Source organism: Staphylococcus coagulans, from assembly GCF_002901995.1.
GTDB lineage: Bacteria > Bacillota > Bacilli > Staphylococcales > Staphylococcaceae > Staphylococcus > Staphylococcus coagulans.
This window is the reverse complement of sequence record NZ_PPQN01000010.1, coordinates 42,754-61,573: the sequence shown is the minus strand read 5'-3', so window position 1 is coordinate 61,573 and position 18,820 is coordinate 42,754. Positions and strand designations below refer to the sequence as shown.

Annotated in this window: 15 protein-coding genes and 1 pseudogene; 4 read left to right on the top strand and 12 right to left on the bottom strand. The window is 35.9% G+C overall.

Translation table 11 applies throughout. From position 1 onward, the window contains the following. Positions 1-3 precede the first annotated feature (3 nt). Positions 4-969 carry a competence protein CoiA gene (locus CD118_RS02265; protein ID WP_060830162.1) on the bottom strand — a complete coding sequence of 322 codons (966 nt, stop codon included), beginning with the start codon at positions 967-969 and terminating at the stop codon, positions 4-6. Between the two features lie 253 nt (positions 970-1,222). Between CD118_RS02265 and arsB the strand changes: the two are divergent. After that, a pseudogene (gene arsB, locus CD118_RS02260) lies at positions 1,223-2,303 on the top strand (arsenite/antimonite efflux transporter); the annotation flags it as partial. A 144-nt stretch (positions 2,304-2,447) separates the two neighbouring features. Here the strand turns inward: arsB and mecA are convergent. Beyond that, on the bottom strand, positions 2,448-3,137 hold the full coding sequence (gene mecA / locus CD118_RS02255; RefSeq protein WP_103356184.1) for an adaptor protein MecA: 690 nt from the start codon (positions 3,135-3,137) through the stop codon (positions 2,448-2,450). Positions 3,138-3,441: 304 nt separating this feature from the next. Continuing rightward, the gene (spxA, locus tag CD118_RS02250) at positions 3,442-3,837 is read right to left on the bottom strand and encodes a transcriptional regulator SpxA (RefSeq protein ID WP_103356183.1); all 396 of its coding nucleotides are present in this window, start codon (positions 3,835-3,837) and stop codon (positions 3,442-3,444) included. A 308-nt stretch (positions 3,838-4,145) separates the two neighbouring features. Here spxA and trpS point away from each other — a divergent pair, with 308 nt between their 5' ends. Further along, on the top strand, positions 4,146-5,138 hold the full coding sequence (trpS, locus tag CD118_RS02245; protein ID WP_060830166.1) for a tryptophan--tRNA ligase: 993 nt from the start codon (positions 4,146-4,148) through the stop codon (positions 5,136-5,138). A gap of 80 nt (positions 5,139-5,218) precedes the next feature. Here trpS and CD118_RS02240 read toward each other — a convergent pair whose 3' ends face one another. The 5 genes from CD118_RS02240 to opp3b are packed head-to-tail and all read right to left on the bottom strand — an operon-like array spanning position 5,219 to position 10,919. Beyond that, positions 5,219-6,850 carry a peptide ABC transporter substrate-binding protein gene (locus CD118_RS02240; protein WP_060830523.1) on the bottom strand — a complete coding sequence of 544 codons (1,632 nt, stop codon included), beginning with the start codon at positions 6,848-6,850 and terminating at the stop codon, positions 5,219-5,221. 52 nt (positions 6,851-6,902) lie between these two features. Next, on the bottom strand, positions 6,903-7,844 hold the full coding sequence (locus tag CD118_RS02235; protein ID WP_060830167.1) for an ABC transporter ATP-binding protein: 942 nt from the start codon (positions 7,842-7,844) through the stop codon (positions 6,903-6,905). Further along, positions 7,844-8,917: an ABC transporter ATP-binding protein gene (locus CD118_RS02230; protein WP_050331456.1), complete on the bottom strand. Its 1,074-nt coding sequence runs from the start codon at positions 8,915-8,917 to the stop codon at positions 7,844-7,846. The genes CD118_RS02235 and CD118_RS02230 overlap by 1 nt, the downstream gene beginning before the upstream one ends. Positions 8,918-8,931: 14 nt before the next feature. Next, positions 8,932-9,993: an oligopeptide ABC transporter permease gene (gene opp3C, locus CD118_RS02225; RefSeq protein ID WP_050331985.1), complete on the bottom strand. Its 1,062-nt coding sequence runs from the start codon at positions 9,991-9,993 to the stop codon at positions 8,932-8,934. Then, positions 9,993-10,919 carry an oligopeptide ABC transporter permease gene (gene opp3b, locus CD118_RS02220; protein ID WP_050331457.1) on the bottom strand — a complete coding sequence of 309 codons (927 nt, stop codon included), beginning with the start codon at positions 10,917-10,919 and terminating at the stop codon, positions 9,993-9,995. The genes opp3C and opp3b overlap by 1 nt, the downstream gene beginning before the upstream one ends. Positions 10,920-11,167: 248 nt before the next feature. On the opposite strand from opp3b, the gene CD118_RS02215 reads away from it, so the two are divergent. After that, positions 11,168-11,545 carry a DUF3899 domain-containing protein gene (locus CD118_RS02215; protein ID WP_060830169.1) on the top strand — a complete coding sequence of 126 codons (378 nt, stop codon included), beginning with the start codon at positions 11,168-11,170 and terminating at the stop codon, positions 11,543-11,545. 577 nt (positions 11,546-12,122) lie between these two features. Here CD118_RS02215 and fabF read toward each other — a convergent pair. Further along, positions 12,123-13,367, bottom strand: a complete 1,245-nt coding sequence (gene fabF / locus CD118_RS02210) for a beta-ketoacyl-ACP synthase II (RefSeq protein WP_060830170.1) — start codon at positions 13,365-13,367, stop codon at positions 12,123-12,125. Between the two features lie 17 nt (positions 13,368-13,384). Continuing rightward, positions 13,385-14,326, bottom strand: a complete 942-nt coding sequence (locus CD118_RS02205; protein WP_050331460.1) for a beta-ketoacyl-ACP synthase III — start codon at positions 14,324-14,326, stop codon at positions 13,385-13,387. 149 nt (positions 14,327-14,475) lie between these two features. On the opposite strand from CD118_RS02205, the gene CD118_RS02200 reads away from it, so the two are divergent. Beyond that, positions 14,476-14,658 (top strand): DUF2929 family protein, encoded by a 183-nt coding sequence (locus CD118_RS02200; protein WP_050331461.1) that lies wholly within the window; start codon positions 14,476-14,478, stop codon positions 14,656-14,658. 272 nt (positions 14,659-14,930) lie between these two features. Here CD118_RS02200 and CD118_RS02195 read toward each other — a convergent pair whose 3' ends face one another. Together CD118_RS02195 and clpB are read right to left on the bottom strand one after the other, a co-directional pair. Further along, a complete protein-coding gene (locus CD118_RS02195) occupies positions 14,931-15,827 on the bottom strand; it encodes a 5'-nucleotidase, lipoprotein e(P4) family (protein WP_060830171.1) in 897 nt (298 codons plus the stop codon). A gap of 228 nt (positions 15,828-16,055) precedes the next feature. Then, positions 16,056-18,674, bottom strand: coding sequence for an ATP-dependent chaperone ClpB (gene clpB / locus CD118_RS02190; RefSeq protein WP_103356182.1), 2,619 nt, complete (start codon positions 18,672-18,674; stop codon positions 16,056-16,058). Positions 18,675-18,820: the final 146 nt, after the last annotated feature.

Sequence of the window (18,820 nt, the reverse complement as noted above, 5' to 3'; positions counted from 1 at the left end):
CACTTATAAATTTAAAAATTTAATATATCGCGCTATTATGCTATTGATTATTTTTGATGAATCCACTTCTATCACAGCAAATTGCCGCAATTTTATGTTTTTAGCTAGAAGTGCGTGGCTCGGCACTTGACTTTGTATACTCTTCAATATCCATAACTGCCATAAAACAGGATGCGTACGAATATAAATTTGTTCTGGAAATAAAAATCCAGTTAATTTAATAACTTGTTCATCTGTTAATTGTAATTGGTACATTAACGATATTGTAGGTTCTCGCACATTGTTTTTTTGACGACATTGTCTTATATAGCTTAAGATTGTCGCAGTCGATAATTTATGAACAACCATTTCTTCAACCGTTTGATGACTTAAATATTGGCAAAGCTGTGCGACAGGAATCATGGTCATTTCTCCATAAAATTGTGTTGCTGTAAGCGGAACAAGTTTTGAAATTCGATAAATACGATTAGTCTTCGTATTGATACAAAAGAGTGAATAAGACTCTGGTAAAATTGCTTGTTGATGAAGTTGTGTCAGAATGAAGCGGCCTTGTTTAATTTTAGGCAATGCTGTAAGCCATAAGACACGATAGCCTAGCTGCGTTAACCCTATCGTACGTTGTCTCATTAGTTCGTAAGAAATCATACTTAATTGTATTTCTAATGCCCAATGTCCTACGATTAAGTCTGGAATTTGATTAATTGCTTTCAAATAAGGTTCTAATCTAACATCAGTATGTCGCTTTTTTAATTGAAGATATAAATGAGATTTACAACGATGATGCTGTTCAGATTCACCTTGCATCTGACGTTTCAAATGGGATTTGGTTTGATGGGCAAAATGGGCGCCTTTAGTGGCCCCTTGTTTTAAAACGACAGCCGCTTTACAAATTGGACAAAAATACTGCTCTTGTTTGGACGCATGTTGTGCGAAAACTTGCTCTAATTGCTCATTGTATGCTGTTAACATCTCGTCACCTCAATAACATACACGTACAAATATTAAGAATTACTTCAAATATTTTTTCAGCGTCATCTTTTTTAAACTCAACTCGTTATAAATAATCGTGTTATCTCTGATAGTAAATCATTACAAGTCATACAGATTGACTTGATATATTAAACGCATCTTATAAACCAGCGTGCGGCATAAGTTTTAAACACGTTCAAAAAGGTAATTAAATTCATACTGTGGTTTAAAATTTGAAGTCAGGTGAAGGAACATGCTTACATTTTTAGCAATTGCGATTTTCGTTTAACTTTAGTTTTTGTCATATGGTAACCGAAAGGATTAGACATTGGTATAACTGCTTTAATAGCGCGGGTATTGCGCTGCTTACAAGTGTTGTTCAATGGGGCAATGCAGGAGAAGTGACGCATATCGTTTGGAATGTGACTTTAGCTTTTATCTCGATTATGATCATTTCACTTATGTTAGATGAGATTGACTTTTTCGAATGTGCAGCCATTCATAAGGTAAAGGCTTCAAACGGCTATCGTTTAAAAATGTTTGTGTATTCATCATGTTATTAGGTACTGTTGTCGCTGCTTTCTTTGCAAATGAGGGTGCAGCCTTAATTTTGACCCCCATTGTATTAGTGATGGTTAAACATTTAGGTTTTAAAACTAACATGATCTTTCCATTTATTATCGCCTGTGGCTTTGTCTCAGATACGACATCTTTGCCTTTAATTGTCGGCAATTTAGTGAATATTATTTCTGCTGATTACTTTTGCATAGATTTCTTACAATATTTAGGTCGAATGTTCATCACTAATCTTTTCGCATTAATTGCAAGCATTTCTTTCCTGTGGCTTTATTTTAGAAAGTCTATTCCTCAAACTTTTAATATTTCTCATTTAAAAGCGCCTAAAGATAATTATAAAAGATTCAAGATTGTTCATACTGGCATGGTTCATCTTAGTCGCATTGTTAGCTGGCTATCTCTTTGGGGGCCTTATCCATTTTCCAGTCTCCATCATCATCGGGATGATCGCACTCATATTTCTGGGTTGCACACATCAATCTGAAGCTGTTCGTGCTAAGCAAATCATTCTAGGCGCGCCTTGGAATATTGTGCTGTTTTCAATAGGGGTGTACCTGGTCGTGTTCGGTTTAAAAAATGCCGGAATTACATCCCTCTTAGCTCACGCGTTATCTTATATTTCAAATTATGGCTTATTCAGTAGTGCCATAGGTATGGGCTTTATAGCTGCGTTTTTATCCTCAATCATGAACAATCTGCTAACAGTTTTAATAGATGCAATTGCTATAGGACAATCTAAAGTAACCAGCTTCATAAAGTAAGGCATGATTAATTCAGATGATTAAAGTTTGATACAAACTCTGACCATTCTTAGTGCCTATTGTCATTGTAATATTTAAAAAAAGTTCTCGATGATTTAATCGAGAACTCTTTTGATAAACAAAATAATTTTTAGTTATTAATTAGTCACTTAAAGGAAAGTAACGTTTCACTTGTTCTGTTACATTATGACTCATTATAATTTTACCATAATCATTTAGATAGTACGCTGTTCGATCACTCGGCATTGCAAATTCTAATATTTGACCATAGAAATCATGAATTTCTTCTTCTTGAACAGATTCATCAAAATGAACTGCATAATAATACGTTTGATCTATCATATAAAGTAAATCTTCAAAATCAGTCAATTGTTGATCGTTACGATGTGCGTATTCAATGATATTTTCTAAATCTTCAAATTTAAAAATCGCAGTACGAGGTGTCGGCGCTTTAGTCTTATGCGTACGTTCTCTTTCATTTTGACTATCTGATGTTTGGTCATCTTTCAACGACTGTGATAATAATTCGTTCAATTGGCTATCGAATTCATCAAAGGTACTATCTTCTTCAGACATTTGCATCAAATCATCATTTTTAGATTTTGAAATCGTTACTTCGACGCCTTTTTCAAAGGCATGTACTTGTATCCATAACGGTCCTTCAACGACAAAATCTTCTTCTTCATTGATTTCTTCCATAACAGACCAGAAAAATTCTTCGCCTCGTTTACGGTTAGTCCAAAGATCTTCACGCTTAAATCCACGCGCCTCAATATCTGTATATGTGATAAAAAGTTTTACAGTCATATCGTCTATACGTTCTATTCTCATATCATCTCACTCCTTACAGTCGATGAATAGTAACCCTATTGTATTAGACAACCAATAAAAACACAATCTATTTGACTGTATCAAATAAAATTGTGTACCTTAACACTTTCAGTATAACATATATCCCTTACATGACACCTGTTAGGCACACACATTAAAAATGGAGGAATATATGATGGTTTATAGTTAGCTGCAATCCTTTTGACACTTCTCAGTCATCATAATTAAAAGGACTGGAAGTGATTTTCCAGTCCTTTTAATATGCTAACGCTCGCCTCACATTAGTGATTACAAACGCTTATATTTAATCAACCATACGTTGTGCTTCTTGCAATTGGAACGTACGTACTTTACGTGGTAAGAAACGACGAATTTCGTCTTCGTTATAACCTACCTGTAATCGTTTATCGTCTAAAATAATTGGACGACGTAAAATACCAGGGTTGCCTTGAATAATTGTGTATAAATCTTGAAGTGGCAATGCATCAATGTCCACATTTAATTTTTGGTAAGTTTTAGAACGTGTAGAAATAATTTCATCCGTTCCATCTTCAGTCATTTTCAAGATTTGTTTAATTTCATCTAAAGTTAAATGTTCAGAAAAAATATTACGCTCCGTATACGGAATGTCATGTTCTTGTAACCATGCTTTCGCTTTACGGCAAGATGTGCAACTTGGTGAAGTAAATAATGTTACCATACATCTCACTCTCCTAATTTAATGAATGTTATTCATTGTAATTTAACGCTTCAAGATTAACTGCTTAAACATATATAAACAAGTCTAACCTTAATTTATCTTTGCTTCTAACGCTTATGTTTATATTATACACCCGAAACATTAAAATTAAATGAGAAATCTGTAAAATAATCAAATGATTGCAATAATCAGACTTTAGTATGATTTTTTCAATTTGGTTACTTCCTTAATATTAACATAACTTACAAACAAAGAAAATACTGTTACAATAGTATTGAATAACCAAGAAAGAAAGTAGGCTAGTCATTATGAAAACATTATTTTCGGGAATTCAACCGAGTGGTATTCCAACAATCGGTAATTACATTGGGGCGCTTAAGCAATTTGTCGATATCCAAGACGATTATGAGTGTTACTTTTGTATTGTCGATCAACATGCAATTACAGTTCCTCAAGATCGGTTGAAACTAAGAAAGCAAACACGTCAACTTGCTGCCATTTATCTTGCTTCCGGTCTCAATCCAGATAAAATCACTTTATTTATCCAATCAGAAGTGCCTGCACATGTACAAGCAGGCTGGATGTTAACAACCATTTCTTCAATTGGTGAGTTGGAGCGTATGACTCAATTTAAAGATAAATCACAAAAACAAACGGAAGGTATTCCTGCAGGACTCTTAACTTATCCACCTCTTATGGCTGCAGATATTGTTTTATACAACACTGATATCGTTCCCGTGGGTGATGATCAAAAACAACATATGGAGTTAACGCGTAACCTCGTTGACCGCTTCAACTATCGTTACAATGACGTTTTAACTAAACCAGAAGTCCAAATGCCAAAAATAGGTGGACGCGTTATGAGTCTTCAAGATCCAACGAAAAAAATGAGTAAAAGTGATGACAACCAGAAAAACTTTATTTCACTACTCGATGAACCTAAAATCGCAGCAAAAAAAATTAAAAGTGCGGTCACAGATTCTGATGGTATTATTCAGTTTGATTCAGAACAAAAGCCAGGTATCTCTAATTTATTAACCATTTACTCTAGTTTGACTGGAGAATCTATTTCTAACCTAGAAAAACGCTATGCAAATGAAGGCTATGGGACATTTAAAGGTGATTTGGCCGAAGTGGTCGAAAACTTTTTAGTCGACTTCCAAGAAAAATATCACCACTTTTTAAACTCAGACCGCTTAGATGAAATATTAGACGAAGGACGCGACAAAGCACATCGTGTTTCATCTAAAACATTGAAAAAAATGGAAAAAGCAATGGGACTAGGACGTAAACGTAAATAAGAAGTGCTTCATTCCTTACGAAAAAAAGACGTCTGACAAAGACTGCATGCACAGTCTGTCAGACGTCTTTTTCTATCCTATTAATCTTTTTTCTTACCTGTTTTTCTATCAATATCTTTGTCGATGTAGACATATTTCAATGTCGTATCGCCACCGATATTATGATATTGAAGATTTTTAACTTGAGGGTTTGTTAAGTGCGCTTCCCCTTTTTGATAAATAGGCGCTATTGGCGCTTCGTTTAACAATAATTCTTCAGCTTTCACTAAAGTTTCATTACGTTGATCTAAATCATTAAGCAATTTGTTGTTTGCATCTTTAACCATTTTATCGTAGTCTTTATTACTCCATCCCGTTTTATTCGATGCATTACCCGTAGTCATAATGTTTAAGAATGTTAAGGCATCAGGGTAGTCTGGTCCCCAACCGGATAATGAAATTTCATAGTTTTGACTTTGTTCACGTGCGACACGTTGTTTAAACGGTAACTGCTGAATTTTCACTGTGACACCCGGCAAGTTCTTTTCGATTTGTGCTTTAATAAATTCTGCAGATATTTTAGATGCTGGCGTATCCTCTGTATTCAATGTAAACGTAAATTCCTTTTGACCGAGCGCTTTCTTCGCTTTGTCATAGTGTACTTTCGCTTGTTTAGGATTATAGCCTAACGGTGATTTAATTTGATCCGCAAAATCTTTACCTTCTGGTGTTTTTGCTGTGGCTTTCGCTGTAAACCCATCACTTGGTGCAGAACCATTATTAAGCACTGAATCTACATAAGCCTTTTTATCAATCGCTTGTGAAAAAGCGATACGCATATCTTTATTTTTAAAAGCTGGTACTTTATCTTGGTTGAGCTTCAAATAGAACGTCGATGCGAGCAAGCGTTTTTTTAATGCAGGCGAATCTTTATATTTATCGACTTGTTCAGATGAAATACCTGTATCATCAACTGAACCAGTATCGTATAAAGAAGCGCCAGCTTGACCATCTTTTAAGATTTTATAATTGACTTTATCAAGTTTGACGGCTTTTTTATCCCAATAATCGTTATTTTTAACTAATAAGATTTTATCTTCAACTGCCCATTCTTTCACTTTAAACGGCCCATTGTAGACTGCCTTATCGGCTTTCGTACCGTAACGATCGCCGTACTTTTTAACAATCTTTTCATTTTGTGGCATAAACGTACCAAAGGCTAACATTTCTTTGTAATATGGAATTGGTTTTGTGAGTTCAAATTGTAACGTATGGTCATCTAAAGCTTTCACACCCAATTCTTTTGGTTTCTTTTTGCTCATATTAATCGCTTCAGCATTTTTTAAGTCATACATGATATAAGCATATTCAGAAGCTGTCTCGGGATCTAAAACACGACGCCATGCGAAAACAAAATCATGTGCAGTGACTGGGTCTCCATTTGACCATTTGGCGTCTTTTCGTAATTTAATTGTCCAAGTTTTTCCATCATTTGTGATTTTAGGTTCACCTTGTGCTACCCCAGGAATCGCTTCATCTTTAGCGTTTAAAGTATAGAGCCCTTCATAAACTTGATTGAATTTATCAAAGCTAACACTATCTGTAACTTTAGCAGTATCCAATGATGTCATATCCTGTGGTATCACTTTTCGAAAGACTTGTCCATCACCATCATAAACACTTTCAGCATTCCCACAAGCTGATAACACAAGTACTGCTGCAATAGCTGTCATTAATAGTTTCAATGTGCTTTTAATATTCAATTGTCATTCCCCCTTCCCGCCATTATAAGCCGACTAAACCGTGGGCTTCACGGTATTGTTCAAATTCTTCATCTGTTGCAAAAACAAAATGACCTTCTGTAAATTCTTTTAACGTACGTTGATCATTTTTAGAAGCATCTTCTTTATACTCAACACGTTTTCTTGTCCGTTCACTATCAGGATCAGGCTGCGGAACAGCTGATAGCAGTGATTTTGTATATGGATGAATAGGATGACTATATATCTCATCTGCAGTCCCTAATTCGACAATACGCCCTAAATGCATAACAGCAATACGATCTGAAATGTATTTCACCATTGACAAATCGTGGGCGATAAAAAGAAATGTAATATTCCGTTCGCGCTGTAATTTTTGCATTAAGTTGACCACTTGTGCTTGAATCGATACGTCTAATGCTGAAATCGGCTCGTCCGCGATTATGAATTCTGGTTCAACTGCTAATGCACGTGCGATACCGATACGTTGACGTTGACCTCCTGAGAACTCATGTGGATAGCGGTTCGCATGACTTTTTCTCAAGCCCACTGTCTCTAATAAATCATAAACCCGTTTTTTTCTATCTTTTCGATCGGACGCTAAACCGTGGATATCAATCCCTTCAGCGACGATGTCCATCACTTTGAGTCTCGGATTTAGGGAGGCGTATGGATCTTGGAAAATCATCTGTATCTTTTTATTAAATTTAAGTAAGTCTTTATGCTTTTTAATCTCTTGGATGTTGACCCCTTCGTATAGCACCTGACCTTCTGTCACATCATTCAACTTGATAATGGCTTTACCTGTTGTAGATTTTCCTGAGCCTGATTCTCCAACCAAGCCGAACGTTTCCCCTTTGTATACTTTAAAAGAAATATCTTCAACCGCACGCACTTCATTACGCTTACCACGATTAAAATATTGTTTTAAATTTTTCACTTCAACTAATACTTCTTTTTCAGCCATTAAAACGACACCCTTTCTACACGTTCTGGTTTCTCAAGATTATTTGGCATTGGACGTTGTTTACGTTTAACTGATTCTGGTGGTTCTACGTGTGGTGCACGTTCATCCAACAACCATGAACGAACAAAATGTGTCGGTGATACTTTAAACCATGGGGGTGCTTCTTTAAAATCAATCGCTAAGGCATATTCACTTCGTGGTGCAAAAGCATCCCCTTTAGGCGGATGAATCAGATCTGGTGGTGATCCTGGAATTGCTAATAATTCGGTATCATCCCCAGTTTCTAAATCCGGCATAGAAGATAATAAGCCCCAAGTATACGGGTGTTTTGGGTCATAAAAGACTTCATCAACATTGCCTGTTTCAATCATTTGACCGCCATACATGACAGCAACACGATCTGCCACGTTAGCAACTACACCTAAATCATGTGTTATAAAAATGATAGAGGTATCAATTTTTTGTTGGAGCTCTTTCATCAAATCTAAAATTTGTGCTTGCATCGTCACATCTAATGCAGTTGTCGGCTCATCCGCGATGAGTACTTTCGGTTCACATGCGAGTGCAAGCGCAATAACGATACGTTGACGTTGACCACCAGAAAACTGATGTGGATATGCATTGAAACGTTCTTCCACACGTTTCAATCCGACTAACTTCAACAATTCAATGGCACGTTTTTTCGCCTCAGATTTACTTAAACCAATATGTCTAATAATCGGTTCCATGACTTGCTTACCAATTTTCATTGTTGGATTAAGAGAAGTCATTGGATCTTGGAAAATCATCGAAATCTCTTTCCCACGCAATTTCATTAATTCTTTCTCAGATTTTTGAGTGAGATCTTCGCCATTAAAAATAATACTCCCTTTTTTAATTCTTCCAGATTTCCCTTGGAATAATTTTGTAATGGCTTTAGTCGATACAGATTTTCCTGAACCTGATTCTCCTACAATTGCCAGCGTTTCTCCTTTATTTAAATAAAAGTCAACGCCTCTTACCGCTTGCACTTCCCCAGCTTCAATATCGAAGGAAACATGCAAGTCGTTGATTTCTAATACACGCTCAGACATTGTACATTCCTCCTTTATTTACGCATTTTAGGGTCAAATGCATCACGTAATCCATCACTAAAGAGATAGAAAAATAAAATTAATAAACTTAAAATGACAGCCGGAATAAACAATTCATGTGGATGAATGAGTAACATCGCACGGCCTTCATTTACAAGCGAGCCCAATGATGTTCTCGGCGCCGGCACACCAATACCAATAAAGCTTAAAAAGGCTTCAAAGAATATTGCATTTGGAACAGTAAACATCGATGTTACGATGATTGCACCTAACGTATTTGGCAAAATATGTTTAAAAATCAATCTGAAGTCGGATGTCCCGAGCGTTCGAGATGCTAAAACAAATTCTTGGTTTTTTAACTTTAAAAATTCTCCTCGTACAACACGACTCATGCCAATCCAACCTGTAATGGTCATGGCTAATATAATTGTCCAAATAGAAGGCTCAAAAATTAATACGAACAAAATCACGACAATCAGTGTTGGAATAGACGAAATAATTTCGATAATCCGTTGCATAATGTCGTCAACACGACCACCAAAATAACCTGAAATTGCCCCATAAATTACGCCGATAAAAATGTCTAATACAGCTGCTACAAATCCGATAAATAAAGACACTTGTGCGCCTTGCCAAGTTCTAGACCATAAGTCACGGCCGAGTTGGTCTGTCCCAAACCAAAAGTTTTCTTTCACATGTGCTTTTTCATACGCATTGCCATCTACACCTTCACCTGTGAATGGCAAGAACGGTATTTGATCTAATACTGCAACTTTAGGTGGCAAGTTACGTCGCTGTACATCTTGCTCAGCAAAATCATGACTATTTAATAAAGGACCAATTAAGGCAAATAAAATAATGATAATCAGACCAATCATACCCACAACGGCTAATTTGTTTCGAGTGAGTTGTGCCCAAGCATCTTGCCAAAATGTACGTCCTTCTCTTTGAAACTCTTGCTCACTGCCATCAGGTGCACCTGTACGAACAAAGTCTTCACTCATTATGCCTGATGTTTGAGCGACTGTCGCACCTGAATGATCGTCTTGTGGTAAATTGCGTTCTTCATTTGACATCATTTTTTACCTCCCTGCAAACGGATTCGTGGGTCAATTAAGCCATAAAGTACATCGACAATAAAGATGGAGACAATGAACAATGTACTAAACAATAACGTAATGGCCATAATGACAGAAAAGTCATTAGTCGTAATAGAACGAACGAATTGATCCCCTAAACCTGGTACACCGAAAATATTTTCAATCGTCAATGTTCCAGTTAAAATACCCGCTAACATGGGTACAAGAATTGTTACTACTGGAATTAACGCATTTCTCAATGCATGTCCAAATAAAACTTTTGATGTTGAATTACCTTTTGCTCGGGCAAGTAATATGTAATCTGAACTCAACACTTCTATCATTTCTGCTCGAATATAACGTGCAACTGTAGCGAGTACAACTGCTGATAATGCTAACGATGGTAATATTGCAGTAGAGATACCTTCCCAACCCGCAACTGGAAACCATTGCAAACGCACTGCGAATACATATTGTAATAACACCGCTAATACGAATGATGGTACCGAAATTGCAATAACTGAAATAAAGGTTGCTAAATAGTCAACCCAAGTATTTTGCCGGGTGGCGGCGATAACACCCAAGATGACACCTGTAATTACACCTATCACCATTGCAAATAGCCCCATTTGCAACGAAGGTACTAATCTCGGTTTAATTAGATCCCAAACCGGTTGGTTATCGTATTGAAACGAGTTACCAAAATCTCCTTTGACAACATTTTTCATGTAGTTTGCATATTGAACAGGTAATGGATCATTGAGTCCATATTTTTCATTCAATATTGTTTTTTGCTCATCGCTTAACTTTTCGTCATTAAATGGTGAGCCTGGCATTAACTTCATTAAGAAAAATGTAATGGTAATGATAATAAACAACGAAATGACCATATACAATAAACGCTTCAAAGTATATCTAAGCATCAGCGTAAACCCCCTAATCTAAATTAACATTCCCTTCTAAATTTTCAGAAATATTAATGTCATTATAGACTTTTCGCAAAATTTAATCAATAAGATTTTGATTTAACACAATAAAAATTTTTAAATTAAACTCGTCTTTTCATTGTGCTTTATAATGATATTCACACTTTCAGAATAGATATATAGGTGTATAATGAAGGGAATTAAGTTACAATGATTTCAGTAAATACTAAATAAGGAATGAAACTATGAAACGTATAAACAAAAATGCTTTAATTTATATCTTATTTACACCCCTTGCAAGTTTAATTATATGGCTTTTATCTATCCATACATGGACACACTTCATCAATATCTTTTTCACCATAACAATCATGGTCTCGATATTACTATTCACATTCTTAATTATTCAAGAAGGCATACTCGACGTTACAAGTTATGGATTTAGAAAGTTCCGTTATCAAATGATGCGTAAAAAGAATCGCTCACGCTTTGAAGATGACGCTTTTTTTAATCCAAAGCATGCTAAAAAATCGGAATACTTTGTAGCACCTTGGATTATGCCTGCGCTTCTTATTCATGTCGCTTACTTTGTCATCGCTATTGTACTCGCATATCTCGCATAATAAAAAATGAATAAATTTAAGGCGAGTGTTCTCCTAGGAAATACGATGATTTCAGATAATTCAATTATTTTATGATGGAAATTTCAGTTCAAATTGATCATTTATTCTGCAGTCAGTTTTATCTCATGTAACAAATTTATACTTTTGCTTTAAAACCGTTTACTTTTAATCAATGGTTAATATTTTACAGATACATTTATTTGAAACGTTTTGAACCTTTTAAATAAACGTATACAATCATTTTGAAAATATCTATAACTTGTCAAATCTTTACATATATTAGCATAAGGACATTATCTTTCTTAATTGTTATATTTTATTATTGCTGACAATATATCGTACGTAAGTATATCTCTTTGCCGTGTTTCTTCTATTATATATATTAGATAATATGAACACTGTATTTGTAGAAAAAACATCTTTGAATAAGTATTCGGCATCATTTTATGTTGCTTGTTGATTATTTTCTTATTATATTCATAAATTAGACGACACCAATAAGAGAGAAAATTAAAAAATGCGTTCACCCATCAATGATTTTGAGAGTAAACGCATTTTTTGATTTAAATTCTCTATTTTATTCGCTATATTTTTTGAAAATGAGTACTGCGTTATGACCGCCAAAGCCAAGGCTATTACTCATCGCGTATTCAATTTCATGATCTACAGCTTCATTTGGCGTAATATCTAAATCAATTTCAGCATCCGGTGATACAGCGTGAATAGTCGGCGCAATTTTACCATCACGAATTGATAAAATTGAGAAAATCGCTTCAATACCACCTGTTGCACCTAAAAGATGGCCCGTCATTGATTTCGTCGAACTAATTTTCAGTGATTTAGCAGCGTCACCAAATGTGTTTTTGACCGCTTGAATTTCAGATAAGTCACCAACAGGCGTACTTGTACCATGTGCATTCAAGTATTGAATATCTTGAGGCTGAATGCCTGCATCTTGAATCGCTGCTTCCATTGCACGAGAACCACCTTCACCTTCTGGCCCCGGTGCAGTAATGTGATATGCATCTCCAGTAGCACCATAACCAACAAGCTCCGCATAAATTCGAGCACCACGCGCTTGTGCTGACTCAAGTGACTCAAGTACTAGAATCCCTGCACCTTCACCCATTACAAAGCCATCGCGGCCTTCTTGGAAAGGTCGACAAGCTGTTTCAATATCGTCATTCGTTGTTAATGCACGACTCGCACTAAATCCAGCAATAGCCATATGTGTAATTGGTGCCTCTGTTCCACCAGCAATCATTGCATCAGCGTCACCACGTTCAATAAATTTAAAAGCTTCACCGATAGAGTTTGTTGCTGTCGCACAGGCTGTAACAGTAGCACCATTAGGCCCTTTTGCACCTGTATCTATTGAAACTTGACCTGAAGCCATGTCCGGAATTAACATCGGTACAAAAAATGGACTCACACGACGTGGACCACGTGCTTTTAATTGATCATAGGCTTGTTCAAAAGTTTCCATACCACCGATGCCAGAACCAATCCAAACGCCTACACGATCTGCATTCTTTTCATCAATAGTTAAACCAGAGTCTTGTAATGCTTCGCGTGCCGCTACAACGGCATACTGTGTAAAACGTGCCATTTTTCGTGCTTCTTTTTTAGGAATAAAATCTTCCACGTTAAAATCTTTTAGTTCTCCACCAATGTGCACTTGATAAGGTTCTGTATCAATTCTAGTGATTTTATCGATACCATTTACGCCATTCAGGGCGCTGTCCCACATTGATGGGACGTCATTTCCAATAGGTGACAAGGCACCAAGGCCTGTAACTACAACACGATGTTTTTTTGTCATGTTCATTTCCTCCTCTGTTATTTACCCCATCTGAGTACAATCGAACCCCAAGTGAGTCCGCCACCAAATCCAACAAATACAACAATATCATCATCTTTAATACGTCCATTCTCTAATTCCTGCTTCACACTGAGCGGAATAGACGCTGCAGAAGTATTCCCGTATTTATCAACTGAGACACTCATTTTTTCTTTTGGCAAATCTAAACGCTGACGCGCTGATTCCATAATGCGAATGTTTGCTTGATGTGGTATAAACATATTAATATCTTCCGCATTCAGATGTGCTTTTTCAACTGCACGTTGTGAGGATTCTCCCATTACGCGTACAGCAAATTTAAAAACTTCACGTCCATTCATACGGATAAAATTCGTCTCTTGGTCTTGATAGAGGTATTTTCCTCCAATGCCATCAGAGCCTAACTCATAGCTCAGAATACCACGATTTCCGGATACTTCGCCAATAATAACTGCTCCAGCGCCGTCACCAAATAAAATAGCTGTTGAACGGTCGTTTAAATCTGTAATTTTAGAGAGTTTATCTGCACCCACAACAAGTACATTTTGATATTCTCCAGAAAGTACGAACGAACGTGCTGTCACAATACCATACATAAACCCAGAACAAGCTGCTAATTGATCCATAGATGCAACTTTATTTAATCCTAAACGTTGTTGTAACATATTAGCTACTGTCGGAAATCGGTGATCGCCTGTAGATGTTGCAACAATAACCATGTCTATATCTTGCGCATTAATACCTGCATCTTCAATCGCTCTCACACTTGCCTCGTAAGCTAAATCAGAAGTATCTTGATCTTCATTAGCCCATCTACGTTCTTTAATCCCAGTCATTTGAGAAATCCATTCATCAGATGTATCTAGGTACGATTCAAAATATGCATTATCAACAACTCGATCAGGTGCATAAGCGCCAAATCCTTTAATACCTACATTCATGGTTTGAACACCTTCTTTTAAAATTTTTAATACCAGGTATTAATTTACCACAATGTGATAAAAAAAGACAAGCGAGATGCTAGGATAGCTATACAAATCACTCCAAGAATATTATAATGAAAATATCAATCATATGGAGGCAATATAAAATGAAATACTTCATCACATTGATTTGGGCTATTTTACTTTTAGAAATGGTCAATTTTGTTTTAAATAGTCTTAATGGTGGAGGGCCAATTAACCTTATCACACCAATTTTTCTTGCTGTAGTTATGGTTATTGTTATTGCACTCTTGGATGCCGCTGGTAGACCAAACCACGATTCGCATTAGCGATAATCTTATTGAGTAGGGCATTGAATTTGCCTTTACTATGCAAGAGACCAACGTTCTCAATCATCGATAAAGCCCGAGTTTTTCGCATTCTATACGAATTCATCTCGGGCTTCGTTTTTATCTCTTTAATATTATGAAGTATGTTGAATTACTCAGTCTCCATCGTTTAACCTCAACCATACAATCGTAATTTGTTTAAATATAAACCGAATAAAAATAGCCATGAAATCATCTTATTCACGATTTCTAATGGCTATTTTTTTCTATACTTATTTCATATCAATTGTTTTAACTTTGTTTGTTTTTTGATCGAAATATTTAAGTGATTGTTTACGTTTTTCTAATTTTTGTTTCGCGCTGATACTGTAGTCATTGTTGTACAATGTTGCTTCCCAGCTACCATACATTGGGTTAGGGAAAATAATGTATTTGCTTCCAAAATCGTCTTCGTGTTGTCTTACAAGTTCTTCACGTGATTTTGCTGTCGGTTGTTTTGGCTCATCAAAATCAAGCAAGTTATCACCAAATAACATCACTAAGTTGTAATCAGTGCGTACTTTATCACGACGCTCTGTTTTACCCTTTTCGCCTTCTTTTTTCAACAATACATGTTTTTTGTCAGCTTGTGGTAATTTTTCTTTTTTCAAGTTTTTAATCGTAGCGTCAAGCTCTTTTTCATGTGAACGGTCAGAGACATAGAATATTTCTACATCATGCTTGTCCGCATATTTCAAGAAGTCTTTAGCGCCATATACTGGTTTTGCTTGTGCGCTTTTTACCCACTCATGCCAACCTTCTGGGAATGTTTTACCATTTAAAACACTTGCAGCTTGGTAAGGTGAATTATCAAGTACCGTTTCATCAATATCAAGAACGATGGCTAATTTTTTACCACCTTTATGATTTTTAATTTTTTTGCTCAATGTTTCTTTAGCTGTATTATAACCTTGCGCATATAATGCTTTAGCTTCAGCAGAATTTTGATACCATGAAACACTCATCATATTTTGTTGTGCTAGTTCTTTTGTCGCTTGAGTTTCTGCTTGTGTTGCCGTTTGTTGTGCTTGAGTCGCTTGGCCACCTCCTGCATACGCTTGATAAGGTACGCTTGAAGAAGCAATGCCTAAAGCTAAAAGTGCTGCAGTCGTCTTTGTCCATTTATTCATGTATTTTGTCACCTTTTTCCTATGTATTATGTGCGAAACAGAAATAAAAAGTCATTATCTTATCCACACATATATATTATATGCTTTTATAGTAAATCTCAATATTTCTATAAAATTTTTAACATTTTTTATAATACATCTGTGCACAATTAAAAAAATAAGAGTAGGACATGAAAATAAAATTGCTTTCAGTCCTACTCTTACGTTTCAGTTATATTAGATGACGCTTTATGCTTCTACTTCATTCGTCGGTTTTTCTACTTTAAATTGTATTTCATTGTTTTCTAAATAACCATACACTTTTGTACCTTCTGGAAGATGATCTTTAATCATCATTCTTGCTAAAGGTGTTTCGACATGTCTTTGAACAAAACGTTTTAATGGACGCGCACCAAACTGTGGTTCGTATGCTTCTTCACCCATCCATTTTTCAGCTTCATCACTCATTTCGAGTTGGATGCGTTGATCCATCAAGCGCATGTTTAAATTGTTGAGGATTTTATCAACAATCATTTTCATATCATCAATAGAAAGCGGTTTGAATAACACAATATCGTCCATTCTGTTTAAAATTTCTGGTTTAAAATATGCATTCAAACTGCTAGTGACTGCTTTTTCTGTTTCTTCAGTAATAACACCTGTATCTTTTACATTTTCTAATAAAATTTGTGAACCAATGTTACTTGTCATAATGATGATTGCATTTTTGAAATCTACACTACGACCTTTAGAATCAGTAAGTCGACCTTCATCTAAAATTTGAAGCAACACATTAAATACATCCGTATGTGCTTTTTCTATCTCATCTAACAAAATAACTGAATAAGGGTTCCGTCTCACCGCTTCAGTTAATTGTCCACCTTCATCGTGTCCAACGTATCCCGGAGGTGCTCCAATTAACCTTGAGACAGAATGTTTTTCCATGTATTCACTCATATCGATACGAATCATATGCTTTTCTGAATCAAACAATGACGAAGCCAATGCTTTAGCAAGTTCTGTTTTACCAACACCCGTAGGTCCTAAGAACAAGAATGAGCCAATTGGTCGGTTAGGATCTTTAATACCTGCTCTTGCACGTACAACGGCATCTGATACAAGATCAACGGCTTGATCTTGTCCTACCACTCGACGATGAAGGATATCAGATAAGTGCAATAATTTTTCACGTTCTGTTTCAACAAGTTTTGAAACTGGAATACCTGTCCATTGACTTACAATTTCTCCAATTTCTTCATCAGTTACAACTTCACGTATAATGCGATCTGAATCTTCACCTTGTGCTTCTTGAAATGAAGCTTCGAGCGCTTTCAATTCTTTTTCAAGTTCTGGTATTTTACCGTGTTGTAACACCGCTGCTTTTTCCAAGTCATAATTATTTTCTGCATCTTCTAAAGCTTTACGACTTTCATCAAGTTCTGCCCGTTTTTCTTGTACTTTAGCAATTTTTTCTTTTTCATTTTCAACACGCGCTTGTAAAGCCGCTTGTTTTTCTTTTTCTTCAGCGAGTTCTTCTTGTAACTCTTTCAAACGAATACGACTTGCTTCGTCTGACTCTTTTTTCAATGCGTTTTCTTCAATTTCTAATTGCATCACACGACGGTTCGCTTGGTCTAATTCAGTAGGGTTAGAGCCCATTTCAGTTCTGATTGTTGCTGAAGCTTGATCGACAAGGTCAATAGCTTTGTCTGGCAAGAATCGATCCGTAATATAACGATCAGATAGCTCTGCAGCAGCAACGAGCGCACGGTCTTGAATGCGTACACCATGATGCACTTCATAACGTTCTTTTAAACCACGTAAAATAGAAATCGTATCTTCAATATTAGGCTCAGCAACATTCACTTTTTGAAAACGTCGTTCTAAAGCTGAATCTTTCTCAATATATTCTCGATATTCATTCAAAGTTGTGGCACCGATACAGTGCAACTCTCCTCGTGCTAACATTGGTTTAAGCATATTACCTGCATCCATAGCACCGTCTGTTTTTCCTGCACCTACCAGCATATGAATTTCATCTATAAATAACAGAATACGCCCATCTGATTCTTTGACTTCTTTTAATACTGCTTTTAATCTTTCTTCAAATTCACCACGGTACTTTGCCCCAGCCACAAGTGCGCTTAAATCGAGCTCGAATACCGTTTTATCAAGCAATGAATCTGGAACATCTTTTTTTACAATTCGTTGTGCTAACCCTTCAACGATTGCTGTTTTACCTACACCAGGTTCTCCGATTAATACTGGATTATTTTTTGTTTTACGGCTCAAAATACGGATTGTGTTACGAATTTCTTCATCTCGTCCAATAACAGGATCCATGTTACCTTTACGTACTTCTTCCACTAAGTCACGTCCATATTTTGATAATGCTTCATAGTTGACTTCAGGGTTTTGTGTAGTCACATGATTCCCTCCTCTTATCTTTTTAATGATTTCGACAATCACTTCTTTTTTATGTTCTACAAAACGTTTCATCGTTTCATCAATATCTATCGCTGCTAGCAAAATGTGCTCCATTGATATAAATTGATCATCATACGTTTTCATATAATTTTCTGCAGTTGTAAAAAGTTGATTCGTTTGTGGCGAAATATACTGACCATATTGTACTTGATCGCCTTTCATCGTTGGATAACTTTTCAATTTATTATCTAAAGCGCGTTCTAACTCTTCTATATTAATATTTGCACGCTCTAATACACTTTTAAATAAACTATCTGGCTCTTCGATAACTGCTTTAAGTACAGCTTCTACTTCTATATTGGTTAATTGATAGGTTTTCGCATAATCAATTGCTTTCTGAAGTGCATTTTGAATTGCATGTGTCATTTGATTAATATCCAAAATGGCTCACCCCTCTATTAAAATAGGTCAACGTTGACTTTGACTTTCTTTGACCTTAGTTATATTATAACCCTCACTATCGAAAAAATCAATGCTTAGTTTGACTTTTTTTGACCTTTTTAAAAATTAAATTTACAGTGCTTTGA